Genomic DNA, 14751 nt, shown 5'->3' with positions numbered 1-14751 from the left:
TCCTCAAGTAGAAGCAACGGACCGGACTGACGCCGGCTGATTTCCTGGCGGGACGACAACAACAAAACTGTTTTTGCGCGCCCATGCCGTATCGGCATGGGCTATGGTATGAGCCCGACGCCTCGGCGCCGACGCGGCAGATGCGCTTAAAAACGATTACATATGCGCTGCGCGGCTTCCACCGTCATACGCACCAGTTCCTGCTCGCGCTGACCTACGCGCAGTGCCGGGGCCATCAGCGTGATGGTGCCTTCCAGGCGGCCATTGGAAGACAGGATGGGCACCGACACGCCCCACACGCCCAGATCCACCTCGCTTTCGCTGATGGAATAACCGCGGCGGCGGATCTCTTCGAGCTGCACTTCCAGCGCCGCCACTTCTTCCGGCTTGTCGCCCAGTTGATCCAGCAGCAGCTTCTGCTGCAGCTTGCGCGGCATGAAGGCCAGCAGGCTCTTGGCCGAGGCGCCCTTGTGCAGCGAATGCGAACGGCCCTTGGTGAAGGAGCAGCGCAGCGGCTGGGTGCTCTCTTCCATGGCGATACAGACCATCTCGCCGTTGATATAGACCAGCAGACCCACGCTCTCGCCGCTGCGCTCCACCAGCGAGCTGATCTCTTCACGGCTCTGGCTGATCAGGTTGGAGTTCTGGTCGAAGCCCCAAGCCAGTTGCACGCCGGTCGGCCCCGGCTCGAAAGTGCCGGAGTTCATGTGTTCCTGCAGCAGTCCCCACTTCTTCAGGGAAGCCAGGTGGCGATACACCGTGCTCACCGGTTGCTGCACCATGGCAGCGATCTGTTTGGCACTGACGGGCTTGCCCGCGCGGGCTACGCCGGCTAGAACATGTAGTACGCGGTCGACGATGGTAGAGGTCTGTGGAGAGTCCATGGTGCGCAATATAAAGTTAAATTCTCAATTTCGGTAATCGATTCTCTCACGACGAGAAATATTTTTGAAAAATTTTGGATCCGATTTCGCAATTTCTCAAAGAATCGGCGAATTTTCTCACCGGAGACGAAAAAAACCTCATGCTATTTTTTAACCGGTTGGATCCAAAAATATTTAACTGTCGACACTTGTCGCGAAAATCAATGAAAGTGCTATAGTTGGCGCAACAAAAAACACAGGATTGTCGACACCATGAGTGAGCTGATTGCTTTACCAGGCTCAGAACGCGACGGAGAGACGCTTTCCGAGCATGTGTTCAGAAAGATCCAAACCGCCATCGTCCAGGGCGAAATCGCCCCGGGCAGCAAGATTTCCGAGCCTGAACTGGCGCGCACCTACGGCATCAGCCGCGGTCCGCTGCGCGAAGCCATCCATCGACTGGAGGGCCAGAACCTGCTGGTGCGCGTGCCGCACGTGGGCGCGCGCGTGGTCTCGCTGACGCTGGAGGGGCTGGTGGAGCTGTTCCAGATGCGCGAATCGCTGGAAGGCATGGCCTGCCGCCTGGCGGCCCAGCGCATGAGTCGCGCCGAGCTCGACGAACTGCGTCGCGTGCTCGACACCCATGAGAAGGACGAAGCCTTCCAGGCCGGCCGCGGTTATTACCAGCAGGACGGCGACGACGACTTCCACTACAAGATCATCCAGGCCAGCGGCAACCAGATCCTGACCCGCATCCTGTGCGGCGAGCTGTACCAGTTGGCGCGCATGTACCGCATCCAGTATTCCGCCAACTCTTCTTCCCCCAACCGGCCGCGCCAGGCCTTCGCCGAACACCATCGCATCCTCGATGCGCTGGCCGACGGCGACGGCGAACTGGCCGACCTGCTGATGCGCCGGCACATCGGCGCCTCACGCGGCAACATCGAGCACCAGATCGCCCAGGCCGACCTCAAGCGCGACCAGGCCTGAGCCCCATCCCCCGATACCGATACCTAGATCAATTCACCGAGACAACCACGAGCCAACCGCCATGAATACTCAATACCGCAAGCAACTGCCGGGCACCCAGCTGGACTATTTCGATGCTCGCGCCGCCGTCGACGCCATCAAGCCCGGCGCCTGGGACGGCCTGCCCTACACCTCCCGCGTGCTGGCCGAGAACCTGGTGCGACGCTGTGATCCGGCCACGTTGACCGATTCGCTGCGCCAGCTGATCGAGCGCAAACGCGATCTGGATTTCCCATGGTTTCCGGCGCGCGTGGTGTGCCATGACATCCTCGGCCAGACCGCGCTGGTGGATCTGGCCGGCCTGCGCGACGCGATCGCCGACATGGGCGGCGATCCGGCCAAGGTCAATCCGGTGGTGCCGGTGCAGCTGATCGTGGACCATTCGCTGGCGGTGGAATGCGGCGGCGACGACCCGCAGGCATTCGAGAAGAATCGCGCGATCGAAGACCGTCGCAACGAGGACCGTTTCCACTTCATCGACTGGACCAAGCAAGCCTTCGAGAACATGGAGGTGATCCCGCCAGGCAACGGCATCATGCACCAGATCAACCTGGAGAAAATGTCGCCGGTGATCTACACCAAGGACGGCGTGGCCTTCCCCGACACCCTGGTCGGCACCGACAGCCACACGCCGCACGTGGATGCGCTGGGCGTGATCGCTATCGGCGTGGGCGGCCTTGAGGCCGAGAACGTCATGCTGGGCCGCGCCTCCTGGATGCGCCTGCCCGACATCATCGGCGTCGAACTGACCGGCCGGCGCCAGCCCGGCATCACCGCCACCGACATCGTGCTCTCGCTGACCGAATTCCTGCGCAAGCAAAAGGTCGTCGGCGCGTATCTGGAGTTCTACGGCGACGGCGCCTCCAGCCTGACGCTGGGCGACCGCGCCACGATCTCCAACATGGCTCCGGAATACGGCGCCACCGCCGCCATGTTCTCGATCGACCAGCAGACCATCGATTACCTGAAGCTGACCGGCCGCGAGGACGAACAGGTCAAGCTGGTGGAAACCTACGCCAAGGAAACCGGCTTGTGGTCCGACAGCCTGAAAAACGCCGAGTACGAACGCGTGCTGCACTTCGACCTCTCGACCGTGGTGCGCACGCTGGCCGGCCCCTCCAATCCGCACAAGCGTCTGCCGGTGTCCGAGCTGGCGGCGCAGGGCATCGCCGGCAAGGTGGAAAACGAATCCGGCAAGATGCCCGACGGCGCCGTCATCATCGCCGCCATCACCAGCTGCACCAACACCAGCAACCCGCGCAACGTGATCGCCGCCGCCCTGCTGGCGCGCAACGCCAACCGCCTGGGCCTGACCCGCAAGCCGTGGGTGAAGAGCTCGCTGGCGCCGGGATCCAAGGCGGTGGAGCTTTATCTGGAAGAAGCCGGCCTCACCGCCGACCTGGAAAAACTGGGCTTCGGCATCGTCGCCTTCGCCTGCACTACCTGCAACGGCATGTCCGGCGCGCTCGATCCGAAGATCCAGCAGGAGATCATCGACCGCGACCTGTATGCCACCGCCGTGCTGTCGGGCAACCGCAACTTCGACGGCCGCATCCACCCCTACGCCAAGCAAGCCTTCCTGGCCTCGCCGCCGCTGGTGGTGGCCTATGCGATTGCCGGCACCATCCGCTTCGACATCGAGCAGGACGTGCTGGGCACCACCGCCGACGGCCGCGAGATCCGCCTGAAGGACATCTGGCCCAGCGACGAAGAGATCGACACCGTGGTCAAGGCGGCCGTGAAGCCGCAGCAGTTCCGCAATGTCTACACGCCGATGTTCTCGGCGCGCGTGGACCGCAGCCAGGCCGTCAGCCCGCTGTACGACTGGCGCGCGCAAAGCACCTACATCCGCCGTCCGCCCTACTGGGAAGGCGCGCTGGCCGGCGAACGCACGCTCTCTGGCATGCGTCCGCTGGCAGTGCTGGGCGACAACATCACCACCGACCACCTGTCACCGTCCAACGCCATCCTGATGGACAGCGCGGCCGGCGAATACCTGCACAAGATGGGCCTGCCGGAAGAAGACTTCAACTCCTACGCCACCCACCGCGGCGACCACCTGACCGCGCAGCGCGCTACCTTCGCCAACCCCAAGCTGTTCAACGAAATGGTGAAGAAAGAAGACGGCAGCGTGAAGCAAGGCTCGCTGGCGCGCCTGGAGCCGGAGGGCAAGGTCATGCGCATGTGGGAAACCATCGAAGCCTACATGGAGCGCAAGCAACCGCTGATCATCATCGCCGGCGCCGATTACGGCCAGGGCTCCTCGCGCGACTGGGCCGCCAAGGGCGTGCGCCTGGCCGGGGTGGAAGCCATCGTGGCCGAAGGCTTCGAGCGCATCCACCGCACCAACCTGATCGGCATGGGCGTGCTGCCGCTGGAGTTCAAGGCCGGCGAGAACCGCAACACCTATGGCATCGACGGCACCGAAACTTACGATGTGATCGGCCAGCGCAAGCCGCGCGCCGACCTGACGCTGGTGATCCACCGCAAGAACGGCGAGCGCGTTGAAGTCCCTGTCACCTGCCGGCTGGACACCGCCGAGGAAGTCTCGATCTACGAGGCCGGCGGCGTGCTGCAGCGATTTGCGCAGGACTTCTTGGAGGCTTCTGCCGGCAAGGGCGAGCGCAAGGCGGTTTGAAGAGCCGGCGCTGAAACGCGGCGAACGACGCTGGGCCTCTGCTTTCGCAGGGGCGACGAAGGTTGATGTACAGCAGGCCTGTCGTTCCTGCGAAAGCAGGAACCCAGCGTCGTTGTCCGCAAACCGAAAGACGCCGAACAAGACAAAGCAGCACCCAAAAAAGGAACAAGACCATGAGCCAAGTCCCCCAAATCCGCATCCCCGCCACCTACCTGCGCGGCGGCACCAGCAAGGGTGTGTTCTTCAAGCTGGACGATTTGCCCGAGGCCGCCCGCGTGCCCGGCCGCGCGCGCGACAAGCTGCTGCAGCGGGTGATCGGCAGTCCCGACCCCTACGGCAAGCAAATCGACGGCATGGGCGGCGCCACCTCCAGCACCAGCAAGACGGTGATCATTTCCAAGAGCAACCGTCCCGGCCATGACGTCGACTATCTGTTCGGCCAGGTCTCGATCGACAAGGACTTCGTCGACTGGAGCGGCAACTGCGGGAACCTGTCGGCCGCGGTCGGCCCGTTCGCCATCGCCGCCGGCCTGGTCGGCCCGGACAAGGTGCCCAAGAACGGCATCGCCGTGGTGCGCATCTGGCAGGCCAATATCGGCAAGACCATCGTCGCCCATGTGCCCGTCATCAACGGCCAGGTGCAGGAAACCGGCGACTTCGAGCTTGATGGCGTGACCTTCCCGGCTGCCGAAGTGCAACTGGAATTCATGGATCCGTCGGCCGAAGAAGACGGCGCCGGCGGCGCCATGTTCCCCACCGGGAACGTGGTCGACACGCTGGAGGTGCCCGGCGTGGGCAGCTTCAAGGCCACCATGATCAACGCCGGCATCCCCACCATCTTCCTCAATGCCGAGGAGATCGGCTATACCGGCGCCGAGCTGCAGGACGCCATCAACAGCGACCCGGCGGCGCTGGCCCGTTTCGAGACCATCCGCGCCCACGGCGCCATCCGCATGGGCCTGATCAGCAAGGTGGAAGAAGCCGCCACGCGCCAGCACACGCCCAAGGTCGCCTTCGTGGCGCCGTCGAAGGACTATGTGTCCTCCAGCGGCAAGACGGTCACCACGGCCGACGCCGACGTGCTGGTGCGCGCCATGTCCATGGGCAAGCTGCACCACGCGATGATGGGCACGGCGGCGGTCGCCATCGGCACCGCCGCGGCCATTCCCGGAACGCTGGTGAACCTCGCCGCCGGCGGCGGTGAACGTCACAGCGTGCGCTTCGGCCATCCGTCAGGCACCTTGCGCGTGGGCGCCGAGGCAAAACTGGAAGGCGCACAGTGGGTGGTCACCAAGGCCGTCATGAGCCGCAGTGCGCGCGTGCTGATGGAAGGCTGGGTGCGGGTGCCGGGCGACGCGTTCTGATCGCTGCGGGCACCCTGCCCGCTGATTTGCCGCCGGCGCTCATGCGGCCGGGCAAGACGCCCGACGTCAGCGGCGTGGCGGCGGCAACGACCTCTCCACGAAACGGGCAAAGAAAAAGCCGGCCACCTTGCGGTGCCGGCTTTTTTCGTGGCTGATGCGGAATATCAGACCCGGTAGATTTTCTCCCCGGTCTGCACGATCCGGAATTTCTCGTTGGTCAGGGGATCAAGCGCACGTCCGTCGGCGAGTTGGTAAGTCCGGCTGAATGCCCGCGCGGCCGCGTCGGCTTCGTCCTGCTGCGTCTGGTACACCTCTACGTGGTAAGGTGCGCCGGTCTTGCCTTTGGCATCGAATTTTTCCACCAGATCCATGTGTCATCTCCTTTGTCGTGGCCCATCGTGGCATGGCCTTTGCCAAGGTCAAAGATAGCAGATTTGGCGGCGCTTACCAGCGCGTCTCATGCTGCACTGCACAGCCCTCACGGGCCGTGCGTTGTCAGTAATGCAGCGTGACGCCGACGCCGAACTGGCGCGTGACTTCGGCCTTGTTCACGCCGAATTTGGCGCCGACGTCGAGGTCGACGCTCTTGTTGGGCGACCAGATCACGCCCAGCAGCGCGTAAGCCGGCCAGGTGCGGTTGGCCTTGTCCTGGTTCTGCGCCAGGCCGGTGTCGGCCACCAGCCGCCACTGCTCGCTCAACGCATACCAGGTGGCCGCCGAGGCCCGCCACACCAGCTTGCGCTTGGACTGGTCGTCGCTGCCCAGCTGATAACGGTTGTAGCGCAGGCCGGCATTGCCGTGCAGCGTCCACGGGCCGGTCTCGTAGGAGCCGATGGCGGTCAGGCCCAGGCCGCTTTTGCCGTTGCCCAGGCCTTTTTCGGCGTCGCCGCTGGGCACGAAGAACTCGGGCTTGAACGCCAGCGCCAGGCCTTCCTCATCGTAGTAGCGCCATTTGGCGCCCAGTGAATAGTCGCCCACGCCGGCGCCGTCCTTGGCCTGGAAGGTCAACGGCAGGTTGGCGAACAGGTCCAGCTTGTCGGTAACCCCGTAGGTGTAGGTAAAGGCCCCGACATGGCCGGACTGGCCGGCTTGCCGGCTCCAATCGGTGTTGACTTCGATCTGGTGACGCCCCTCTCCTTGCACGCCTGCGTCGTCGGTGACCAGCGGGTGGGCGGCGTATGCCTGATTCATCGTTGCGCAAGCGATCCAGGTTGCGCACAGGATTTTTTTCATGAAACCACCTGTTCTTAAAGCGATGAATGCAGCGGGTCATCGGCAGGCAATGCGCACGCCGCCTCCGGTTCCCCGCGACGCACGGACGTGCGCCGCGCCGGCAATGCTGGCGACATGGCTGATGCAAGCTGACGGAACAGCCCCGCTACGTTTTCTGGTTATTGATGGCGGCAGATGCCGCGTCCTGGTGGACGGGACAACGATGCCGGCGGCATCGGACTGTCCTCGCTCCGGCCTGGAAGCTCAACGGTAGGATGCGGCACTGGAATGCGAGCCGCAGTGTCGATATCGACGAGGGCGCCGGGTTCCGTGGCGGGCGGGACGGCGCCGGATGTTTGCTTCCAGAACGGGCGCCATACTAGCATTCAAGACTGACGGTACAAATACAAAAACGGCGTTTGTACCATTTTCCAACAGATGACCAGCGGCAAATCGAAACAAGTCGCATTTTGCGAGCCTCGACTCGCCGCCAGGCTGAAAAATCAGGCCGGATCCTTGGCCGCCTCGGCCAGTTCCGCGCCGATTTCCGGCAGCACCTGGGTCGGCACGTGCAGCAATGCGCCCCAGTCGCTCCAGTCCCACGAGACGCGGCCGCAGATGTATTCCATGCTGGAGAGCGGCAGCGAGAAGCGCTCGCCCAGCTTCAGCAGGCGCGGCAACAACTGCGCGCGCGCCTCCACCGAGGTCGCCACGCAGACATCGGCCACGCAACCGGCCAACTCCAGCATGCGCACCAGCTGCTGCTGGCGGTCATCCTCGTCCAGGCCGGAGGCTTCGGGGTTCTCGTGATGCAGCACGGCGGTACAGAAGAGCTTGGGGAAATGCCAGTCTTCCATCATCGCCGCGGCCAGGCGCAGGTGGTCGAAGCCAAAGGCCTCCTGTTCCTTGTCGAGCAGCGCCTGCCCTTGCGCGCCCTCGGCCAGCAGTTCGCCATAGCGCTTGGGACGGGCCGACGCCAGGCCCAGGCGGCCGATACCGGCCAGCAAGCCGTTGGTGAACATTTCGGCAGGCGGCGCCAGTTGCAGCATTTCGCCCAGCGCCTGTCCGGCGCAGGCCATCGCAGTGGAGCGCGCCCAGAAGGCGTCGTAGTTGAATTCCTTGCAGTCGCCGCGGCGCGCCGACTCGGTCAGCGAGATCGCCAGCGCCATCTGGCGCACGGCATGCAGGCCCACCATCAGCAGCAGTTCGACGTTGACCGAGGCCACCATGCGGCCCTTGTTGATGTTGGGGATGTTGGCGATCTGGATCAGTCGCCCGGCCAGCACCGGATCGCCCTGCACCTGCGAGACCAGCTCGGGCAGCGCGATATCTTCCTGCTGGCACATCTGCATGATGTTCAGGCGCACGCCCGACGGCGCGGGCAAGACTTCCGAATCCTGCAGTTCACGAAATGTTTTGGTTTCGATGTAGGTCGACATTGATCGCTCGGTGATTGTCAGGATGCAAAGTTCTGAAGAGGCAAGAACGGTTTCGCTAGGATACCTAATACATTTACATTTTGCGATGCGCCATTCAAATATTTGCGAGTTTTGCCGGCCGTACGCTGACAGGAAAATGCGCCCTGCACCGACGGCACGGCAGAGCCGGCGCGGGTAAGCTGAAGCTTCGACAAGCTCGGGCAAGGAGACGCGGCGCATGGAAGACATGGTCGTGGTACGCAAGGAAGGCCTGTATTGCATCCCCGGCGATTTCTATATCGACCCGTGGCGCCCGGTGGCGCGCGCGGTGATCACGCACGCCCACGCCGACCACGCCCGCAGCGGCCACACCAGTTATCTGGCCGCCGAAGCCGGCGCCGGCATCCTGCGCGCGCGGCTGGGCGCTGATATCGCGCTGGACACGCTGCCCTACGGCCAATCCCTCACCCACAACGGCGTACGCCTGTCGCTGCACCCGGCCGGCCACGTGCTGGGCTCGGCGCAATTGCGTATGGAGCACCAGGGCCGGGTGTGGGTCGCCTCGGGCGACTACAAGCTGGAAGCCGACGGCACCTGTGCGCCGTTCGAGCCGGTGCGTTGCGACGTCTTCATCACCGAATCCACCTTCGGCATGCCGATCTACCGCTGGCAGCCGCAAGCCGAAATCTTCGACGACATCAACCGCTGGTGGCGCGCCAACGCCGACCAGGGTCGCGCCAGCGTGTTGTTCTGCTACGCCTTCGGCAAGGCCCAGCGCATCCTGCACGGCATTGACGCAGGCATCGGCCCCATCGTCTGTCACGGGGCGGTGACGCCGCTGAATCATCTCTATCGCGAGGCTGGCGTCGCCCTGCCCGACACGCTGGCGGTAACCGACATTGAATCCGCCGGCAAAAGTGGCAAGGGCGGCAAAGGGAGCAGGCAAGCCTATGCCGGCGCGCTGGTGATCGCGCCGCCCTCGGCGGCAGGCTCGCCGTGGATGCGCCGCTTCGGCGACTACAGCGACGCCTTCGCCAGCGGCTGGATGCGCCTGCGCGGCACGCGGCGGCGGCGCGGCGTGGACCGCGGCTTCGTGCTGTCCGACCACGCCGACTGGCCGTCGCTGCTGCAAGCCATCGGCGACACGGGAGCACAACGGGTGATCGTCACCCATGGCCAGGTCGCCACCCTGGTGCGCTGGTTGCGCCAAAGCGGCCTGGACGCCGGCGCCTTCGATACCGAATACGGCGAAGAACAAGCCGAAGACGGCGCAGGCGTCATCGCGGAGGCCGCCGATGCGTGAGTTCTCGCGGCTCTACGCCGAGCTCGACGCCACCACCTCGACCTCTCGCAAGCTGGCCGCGCTGCAGGATTACTTCACACGGGCGCAGGCCGACGACGCCGCCTGGGCCGTTTATTTTCTGGCCGGCGGCAAGCCGCGTCAGGCGGTGCCGACCAAGCTGCTCAAGCATTGCGCCATGCAATACGCGCAGATCGACGAATGGCTGTTCGAGGAGTGTTACCACGCCGTCGGCGACCTGGCCGAAACCATCGCCCACATCCTGCCGCCGGCCTCGCATACCGCCGACCTTGGCTTGTCGCGCTGGATGGGGGAACGCATTGCCGGACTGCGCGGCGCCGACCCGGAAACCATCCGCACGGCGCTGTTCGCCGCCTGGGACGAGCTGGACTGGCAAGGCCGCTTCTTGTTGTCCAAACTGATCGGCGGCAGCTTTCGCGTCGGCGTGTCCAAATTGCTGGTCACGCGCGCGCTGGCGGCGGTTGCGCAGCTCGACCCCACCCTGGTGGCGCAACGCCTGGTCGGCTGGACCGACGCCCGCGCGCGCCCCACGGGCGAGCGCTTCACGCAGCTGATCGCGCCCGACAGCGGCCAGGATCACCGGTCGGAAAGTGGCCAGCCCTACCCGTTCTTCCTCGCCCACCCGCTGCTGGACGACCCGCGCACGCTGGGCTCGCTGGCGCACTGGCAGGCCGAATGGAAATACGACGGCATCCGCGCCCAGCTGGTGCGCCGCCACGGCGCCAGCTGGCTATGGTCACGCGGCGAAGAACTGATCACCGAGCGCTTCCCCGAACTGGCCGCGCTGGCCTTGCCTGACGGCACGGTGCTGGACGGCGAGATCGTGATCCGGCGCCCGGACGGCTATGGCGCGGCCGACCGCATCGCCCCGTTCGCCGAACTGCAAAAGCGCATCGGCCGCAAGACCCTGTCCGCACGGCTGCTGGCCGAACTGCCGGCCGCTCTGATCGCTTACGACCTGCTGGAACAGGATGGTCACGACCTGCGCGGGCTGCCGCAGCAAGAACGACGCACCCGGCTGGAGACGCTGCTCGCCCGCCATGCCGGCCCGGCCCTGATGCTGGCGCCGCGCATTGAGGCCGCTGACTGGGACGCGCTGGCCGAGCTGCGCCAGAGCTCGCGCGAGCGCGGCGTGGAAGGCATGATGCTCAAGGCGGTCGACGCCCGCTACGGCATCGGCCGCACCCGCAACGTCGGCACCTGGTGGAAATGGAAGATCGATCCCTACAGCATCGACGCCGTCTTGATCTACGCCCAGGCCGGCCACGGCCGCCGCGCCTCGCTCTACACCGACTACACCTTCGCGCTCTGGGGCGAGCCTGCAGAGCCCGGCGGCGAGCGGCCGCTGGTGCCTTTTGCCAAGGCCTATTCGGGCCTGACTGATGCCGAGATTGCCGCCGTCGACCAGATCATCCGCAAGAGCACCATCGAGAAGTTCGGGCCAGTGCGCAGCGTGCGCCCTTGCATGGTGTTTGAGATCGGCTTCGAAGGCATTGCCGCCTCCAGCCGCCACAAGGCCGGCATCGCCGTGCGCTTTCCACGCATCCTGCGCCGGCGCGAGGACAAGACGGTCGACCAGGCCGACACCCTCGCTACCCTGCGCGCCCTGCTGCCGCATACCACGGAGGACGTGCATGGCACGTAACGCCGCAACAAGAATCGCCGAAGACGGCGCAGGTCTGGCCGCGGTGGAGCACTGGTTCCAGACGCGCGGCTGGTCGGTGTTCGACTTCCAGCGCGAGCTCTGGCAAGCCGCCGCCTCGGGTCGCAGCGGCTTGCTGCATGCCGGCACCGGCTCGGGCAAGACCTACGCGGTCTGGTTCGGCGCCTTGCTGCATGCCGAACCGATGCTTGGCACGTCGTCCGCCCCCACCTCGGCCACCGGCCTGCGCGTGCTGTGGATCACGCCGATGCGGGCGCTGGCCGCCGACACTCTGCGCGCGCTGCAGGCGCCGTTGGCGGAGCTGCTGCCGCACTGGCAGGCCGGCATGCGCACCGGCGACACCGGTTCGGCCGAACGCGCGCGCCAGATGAAATCGCTGCCGCAGGCGCTGGTGACCACGCCCGAGAGCCTGTCGCTGCTGCTCTCGCAGGCCGATGCGCGGCAACGCTTCGGCAAGCTGGACGCCATCATCGTCGACGAATGGCACGAACTGATGGGCAACAAGCGCGGCGTGCAGGTGCAGCTGGCGCTGGCCCGCCTGCGGCGCTGGCGGCCGCAACTGGCGGTATGGGGCCTGTCGGCCACGCTGGGTAACCTGGAGCAGGCCATGCAGGCACTGCTGGGCCCGCGCGATGCGCCGCAAGGCGTGCTGGTGCGCGGGGAGCAGCGCAAGCGCATCGTCCTCGACACCCTGCTGCCGCCCCATCCCTCGCGCTTCGCCTGGGCCGGCCACCTGGGTATGCAGATGCTGCCGGCGGTGGTGGCCGAGATCGAGGCCAGCGCCAGCACGCTGGTGTTCACCAACACCCGCTCGCAGGCCGAGCTGTGGTATCAGCACCTGCTGGAGGCGCGACCGGACTGGGCCGGGCTGATCGCCCTGCACCACGGCTCGCTGGACCGCGAGGTGCGCGACTGGGTCGAGCAAGGCCTGCGCACGGGCAAGCTCAAGGCCGTGGTCTGCACCTCCAGCCTGGATCTTGGGGTGGACTTCACGCCGGTGGAGCGCGTCCTTCAGATCGGCAGTCCGCGCGGCGTGGCCCGCCTGCTGCAACGGGCCGGACGCTCCGGCCATTCGCCGGGACGGGTCTCGCGCGCCACGCTGGTGCCAACCAACAGCCTGGAGCTGGTCGAGTCGGCCGCGGCCCAGCACGCCGTCGCCGCCGGCCAGGTGGAGCAGCGCCCGGTGCCGGAGCATCCGCTGGATGTGCTGGTGCAGCACCTGGTCACCATTGCGCTGGGCGGCGGCTTTCGCGCCGACGAACTGCTGGCCGAAGTGCGCTCGGCCTGGTCCTACCGCAACCTGAGCGACGCGCAATGGCAATGGGCGCTGGACTTCGTGGTGCGCGGCGGCCAGAGCCTGACCGCCTATCCCGAATACCACCGCGTGCGCGCCGACGCCGACGGCGTCTACCGGGTCGAGCTGGCCGCCATCGCCCGGCGCCATCGCATGAACGTCGGCACCATCGTCTCGGACGCCAGCATGCACGTGCAATACCTGCGCGGCGGGCGCATCGGCACGATCGAGGAAGGCTTCATCGCCCGCCTCAAGCCGGGCGACCGCTTCCTCTTCGGCGGACGCATGCTGGAGTTCGTACGCGTGCACGAGATGACTGCCTGGGTGCGCCGCGCCGGCAGCGGCAGCGGCGCCGTGCCGCGCTGGCAAGGCGGACGCATGCCTCTGTCGTCGACGCTGGCGCACGCCGTGCTGGACCGGCTGGAAGAAGCCGCGCATGACAAATTCATCGGCCCCGAGATGCAGGCAGTGCGCCCGCTGCTGGAGCTCCAGCGCGACTGGTCATCGCTGCCGACGGCGCAGCGGCTGGTGGTGGAGGCGATCAGGAGCCGCGAGGGACACCACCTGTTCTTCTACCCCTTCGCCGGCCGCCTGGTGCATGTGGGACTGGCCTCGTTGCTGGCATGGCGCCTGGCGCGCGGGCAGCCGGCGACCTTCTCCATCGCGGTCAACGACTACGGCTTCGAGTTGCTGGGTGCGCAGCAGGCCGATCTCTCGTTGCTGGCGCCCGAGCAGGCACAGGCCCTGTTCAGTGAGGAAAACCTGCTGGCCGACGTGCTGTCCAGCCTGAACGCCACCGAGCTGTCGCAGCGGCGCTTTCGCGAGATCGCGCGCATCGCCGGGCTGGTCTCGCAGGGCTATCCCGGCCAGCCCAAAAGCGCGCGCCAGCTGCAGGCATCCTCGGCGCTGTTCTTCGAGGTGTTTCGCAAGCACGACGCCGGCAATCTGCTGCTGGACCAGGCCCAGGCCGAAGTGCTGGAGCAGGAGCTGGAACTGCAGCGCCTGCGCGCCACGCTGGCCGAGCTGCGCGCGCGCACGCTGACGCTGCAGCGCCCGGCGCGGCCCACGCCGTTCGCGCTGCCGCTGATGGTCGAGCGCTTCCGCGAAAAACTCTCTACCGAAAAACTGGCCGACCGCGTCGCCCGCATGCTGCGTGAACTGGAGCGCGCGGCGGACAAGCCGTCGGCGAAAGGCAAACCATGAGTCTGCTACAGCAATTCGACGCCGGCGGCGCACGCCTCACCATGTTGCCCGAGCGCGCCCTGCTATGGCCCGAGCACGCCATGCTGGTGGTGGCCGACGTGCATTTCGGCAAGGCCGCAGCCTTTCGCGCGGGCGGCATTCCGGTGCCGCATGGCACTACGCGCGCCAACCTCGACCTGCTCGATATCCTGATCGAGCGCCATGCGGCGCGGCATATCGTCTTCCTCGGGGACTTCCTGCACGCCAGGGCCGCGCGCGCCGAGGCCACGCTAGCGGCGCTGGCCGACTGGCGCGCGCGCCACACCGCGCTGCGACTGACGCTGGTGCGCGGCAACCACGACCGCCATGCCGGAGACCCGCCTGCCGGCCTGGGGATCGAGGCGGTGGACGAGCCATGGCGCCTCGGGCCGCTGGCCTTCTGCCACCACCCGCAGACGGTGCACGGCGCGTTCGCCATCGTCGGCCACCTGCATCCTGTGTATCGGCTGGCCGCCGGCGGCGACGCGTTGCGCCTGCCCTGCTTCGTGATCGACGGCAACTGGGCCATGCTGCCGGCCTTTGGCGCGTTCACCGGCGGCTACCGCATCGAGCCGCAGCCGGGCCAGCGCATCTTCCTCGCCGCCGAGGACCGCATCCTACAACTGGACAACTGAGGCCGTTGTGCAAAAAGGCGTATCATCGTCCACGGCCCGCGCCCTGCGGGATCCAGGTGCGCAGACACCATCGCCATGCGCCGCCCTCGGGAC

General features: G+C 66.2%; 11 protein-coding genes. 7 read left to right on the top strand and 4 right to left on the bottom strand.

Annotation, left to right across the window (positions count from 1 at the left end; genetic code table 11):
* Nucleotides 1-146: 146 nt before the first annotated feature.
* A complete protein-coding gene (locus J8I26_RS03965; protein WP_209604239.1) occupies nt 147-884 on the bottom strand; it encodes an IclR family transcriptional regulator in 738 nt (245 codons plus the stop codon).
* Between the two features lie 252 nt (nt 885-1136).
* On the opposite strand from J8I26_RS03965, the gene J8I26_RS03960 reads away from it, so the two are divergent.
* The 3 genes from J8I26_RS03960 (at nt 1137) to prpF (ending at nt 5894) form a co-directional block, all read left to right on the top strand.
* On the top strand, nt 1137-1853 hold the full coding sequence (locus J8I26_RS03960) for a GntR family transcriptional regulator (protein WP_209604238.1): 717 nt from the start codon (nt 1137-1139) through the stop codon (nt 1851-1853).
* A gap of 61 nt (nt 1854-1914) precedes the next feature.
* Nucleotides 1915-4530 (top strand): Fe/S-dependent 2-methylisocitrate dehydratase AcnD, encoded by a 2616-nt coding sequence (gene acnD / locus J8I26_RS03955; RefSeq protein ID WP_209604236.1) that lies wholly within the window; start codon nt 1915-1917, stop codon nt 4528-4530.
* 173 nt (nt 4531-4703) lie between these two features.
* On the top strand, nt 4704-5894 hold the full coding sequence (gene prpF / locus J8I26_RS03950; RefSeq protein WP_209604235.1) for a 2-methylaconitate cis-trans isomerase PrpF: 1191 nt from the start codon (nt 4704-4706) through the stop codon (nt 5892-5894).
* 164 nt (nt 5895-6058) lie between these two features.
* On the opposite strand, the gene J8I26_RS03945 is transcribed toward prpF, so the two are convergent.
* The 3 genes from J8I26_RS03945 to J8I26_RS03935 all read right to left on the bottom strand — a co-directional run bounded on the left by J8I26_RS03945 (nt 6059) and on the right by J8I26_RS03935 (nt 8545).
* Nucleotides 6059-6265: a hypothetical protein gene (locus J8I26_RS03945; RefSeq protein WP_209604234.1), complete on the bottom strand. Its 207-nt coding sequence runs from the start codon at nt 6263-6265 to the stop codon at nt 6059-6061.
* A 124-nt stretch (nt 6266-6389) separates the two neighbouring features.
* Complete coding sequence (locus tag J8I26_RS03940; protein WP_245200034.1) at nt 6390-7085, bottom strand: transporter; 696 nt, start codon at nt 7083-7085, stop codon at nt 6390-6392.
* Between the two features lie 524 nt (nt 7086-7609).
* Nucleotides 7610-8545, bottom strand: a complete 936-nt coding sequence (locus tag J8I26_RS03935) for an HDOD domain-containing protein (RefSeq protein ID WP_209604232.1) — start codon at nt 8543-8545, stop codon at nt 7610-7612.
* 217 nt (nt 8546-8762) lie between these two features.
* Here J8I26_RS03935 and J8I26_RS03930 point away from each other — a divergent pair, with 217 nt between their 5' ends.
* Genes J8I26_RS03930 through pdeM form a run of 4 tightly spaced genes read left to right on the top strand, consistent with a single transcriptional unit; the run spans nt 8763 to nt 14658 of the window.
* Complete coding sequence (locus J8I26_RS03930; RefSeq protein WP_209604231.1) at nt 8763-9827, top strand: ligase-associated DNA damage response exonuclease; 1065 nt, start codon at nt 8763-8765, stop codon at nt 9825-9827.
* Nucleotides 9820-11490, top strand: a complete 1671-nt coding sequence (locus J8I26_RS03925) for an ATP-dependent DNA ligase (protein ID WP_209604230.1) — start codon at nt 9820-9822, stop codon at nt 11488-11490. Before J8I26_RS03930 ends, J8I26_RS03925 begins: the two co-directional genes overlap by 8 nt.
* Nucleotides 11480-14005 (top strand): ligase-associated DNA damage response DEXH box helicase, encoded by a 2526-nt coding sequence (locus J8I26_RS03920; protein ID WP_209604229.1) that lies wholly within the window; start codon nt 11480-11482, stop codon nt 14003-14005. Before J8I26_RS03925 ends, J8I26_RS03920 begins: the two co-directional genes overlap by 11 nt.
* Entirely contained in the window at nt 14002-14658 is a 657-nt protein-coding gene (gene pdeM, locus J8I26_RS03915) for a ligase-associated DNA damage response endonuclease PdeM (RefSeq protein ID WP_209604228.1), read from the top strand. The genes J8I26_RS03920 and pdeM overlap by 4 nt, the downstream gene beginning before the upstream one ends.
* Nucleotides 14659-14751 lie beyond the last annotated feature (93 nt).

Source organism: Herbaspirillum sp. LeCh32-8 (genome assembly GCF_017814915.1).
In the GTDB taxonomy this organism is placed as follows: Bacteria; Pseudomonadota; Gammaproteobacteria; order Burkholderiales; family Burkholderiaceae_D; genus Herbaspirillum.
The sequence above is the reverse complement of the archived record's forward strand: the minus strand, read 5'-3'. Positions and strand labels throughout refer to the sequence as shown.

Excerpts from the sequence above, each read along its gene's own strand:
- J8I26_RS03965 (WP_209604239.1), bottom strand. The coding sequence starts at position 884 with ATGGACTCTCCACAGACCTCTACCATCGTCGACCGCGTACTACATGTT.
- J8I26_RS03960 (WP_209604238.1), top strand. The coding sequence starts at position 1,137 with ATGAGTGAGCTGATTGCTTTACCAGGCTCAGAACGCGACGGAGAGACG.
- acnD (WP_209604236.1), top strand. The coding sequence starts at position 1,915 with ATGAATACTCAATACCGCAAGCAACTGCCGGGCACCCAGCTGGACTAT.
- prpF (WP_209604235.1), top strand. The coding sequence starts at position 4,704 with ATGAGCCAAGTCCCCCAAATCCGCATCCCCGCCACCTACCTGCGCGGC.
- J8I26_RS03945 (WP_209604234.1), bottom strand. The coding sequence starts at position 6,265 with ATGGATCTGGTGGAAAAATTCGATGCCAAAGGCAAGACCGGCGCACCT.
- J8I26_RS03940 (WP_245200034.1), bottom strand. The coding sequence starts at position 7,085 with ATGAATCAGGCATACGCCGCCCACCCGCTGGTCACCGACGACGCAGGC.
- J8I26_RS03935 (WP_209604232.1), bottom strand. The coding sequence starts at position 8,545 with ATGTCGACCTACATCGAAACCAAAACATTTCGTGAACTGCAGGATTCG.
- J8I26_RS03930 (WP_209604231.1), top strand. The coding sequence starts at position 8,763 with ATGGAAGACATGGTCGTGGTACGCAAGGAAGGCCTGTATTGCATCCCC.
- J8I26_RS03925 (WP_209604230.1), top strand. The coding sequence starts at position 9,820 with ATGCGTGAGTTCTCGCGGCTCTACGCCGAGCTCGACGCCACCACCTCG.
- J8I26_RS03920 (WP_209604229.1), top strand. The coding sequence starts at position 11,480 with ATGGCACGTAACGCCGCAACAAGAATCGCCGAAGACGGCGCAGGTCTG.
- pdeM (WP_209604228.1), top strand. The coding sequence starts at position 14,002 with ATGAGTCTGCTACAGCAATTCGACGCCGGCGGCGCACGCCTCACCATG.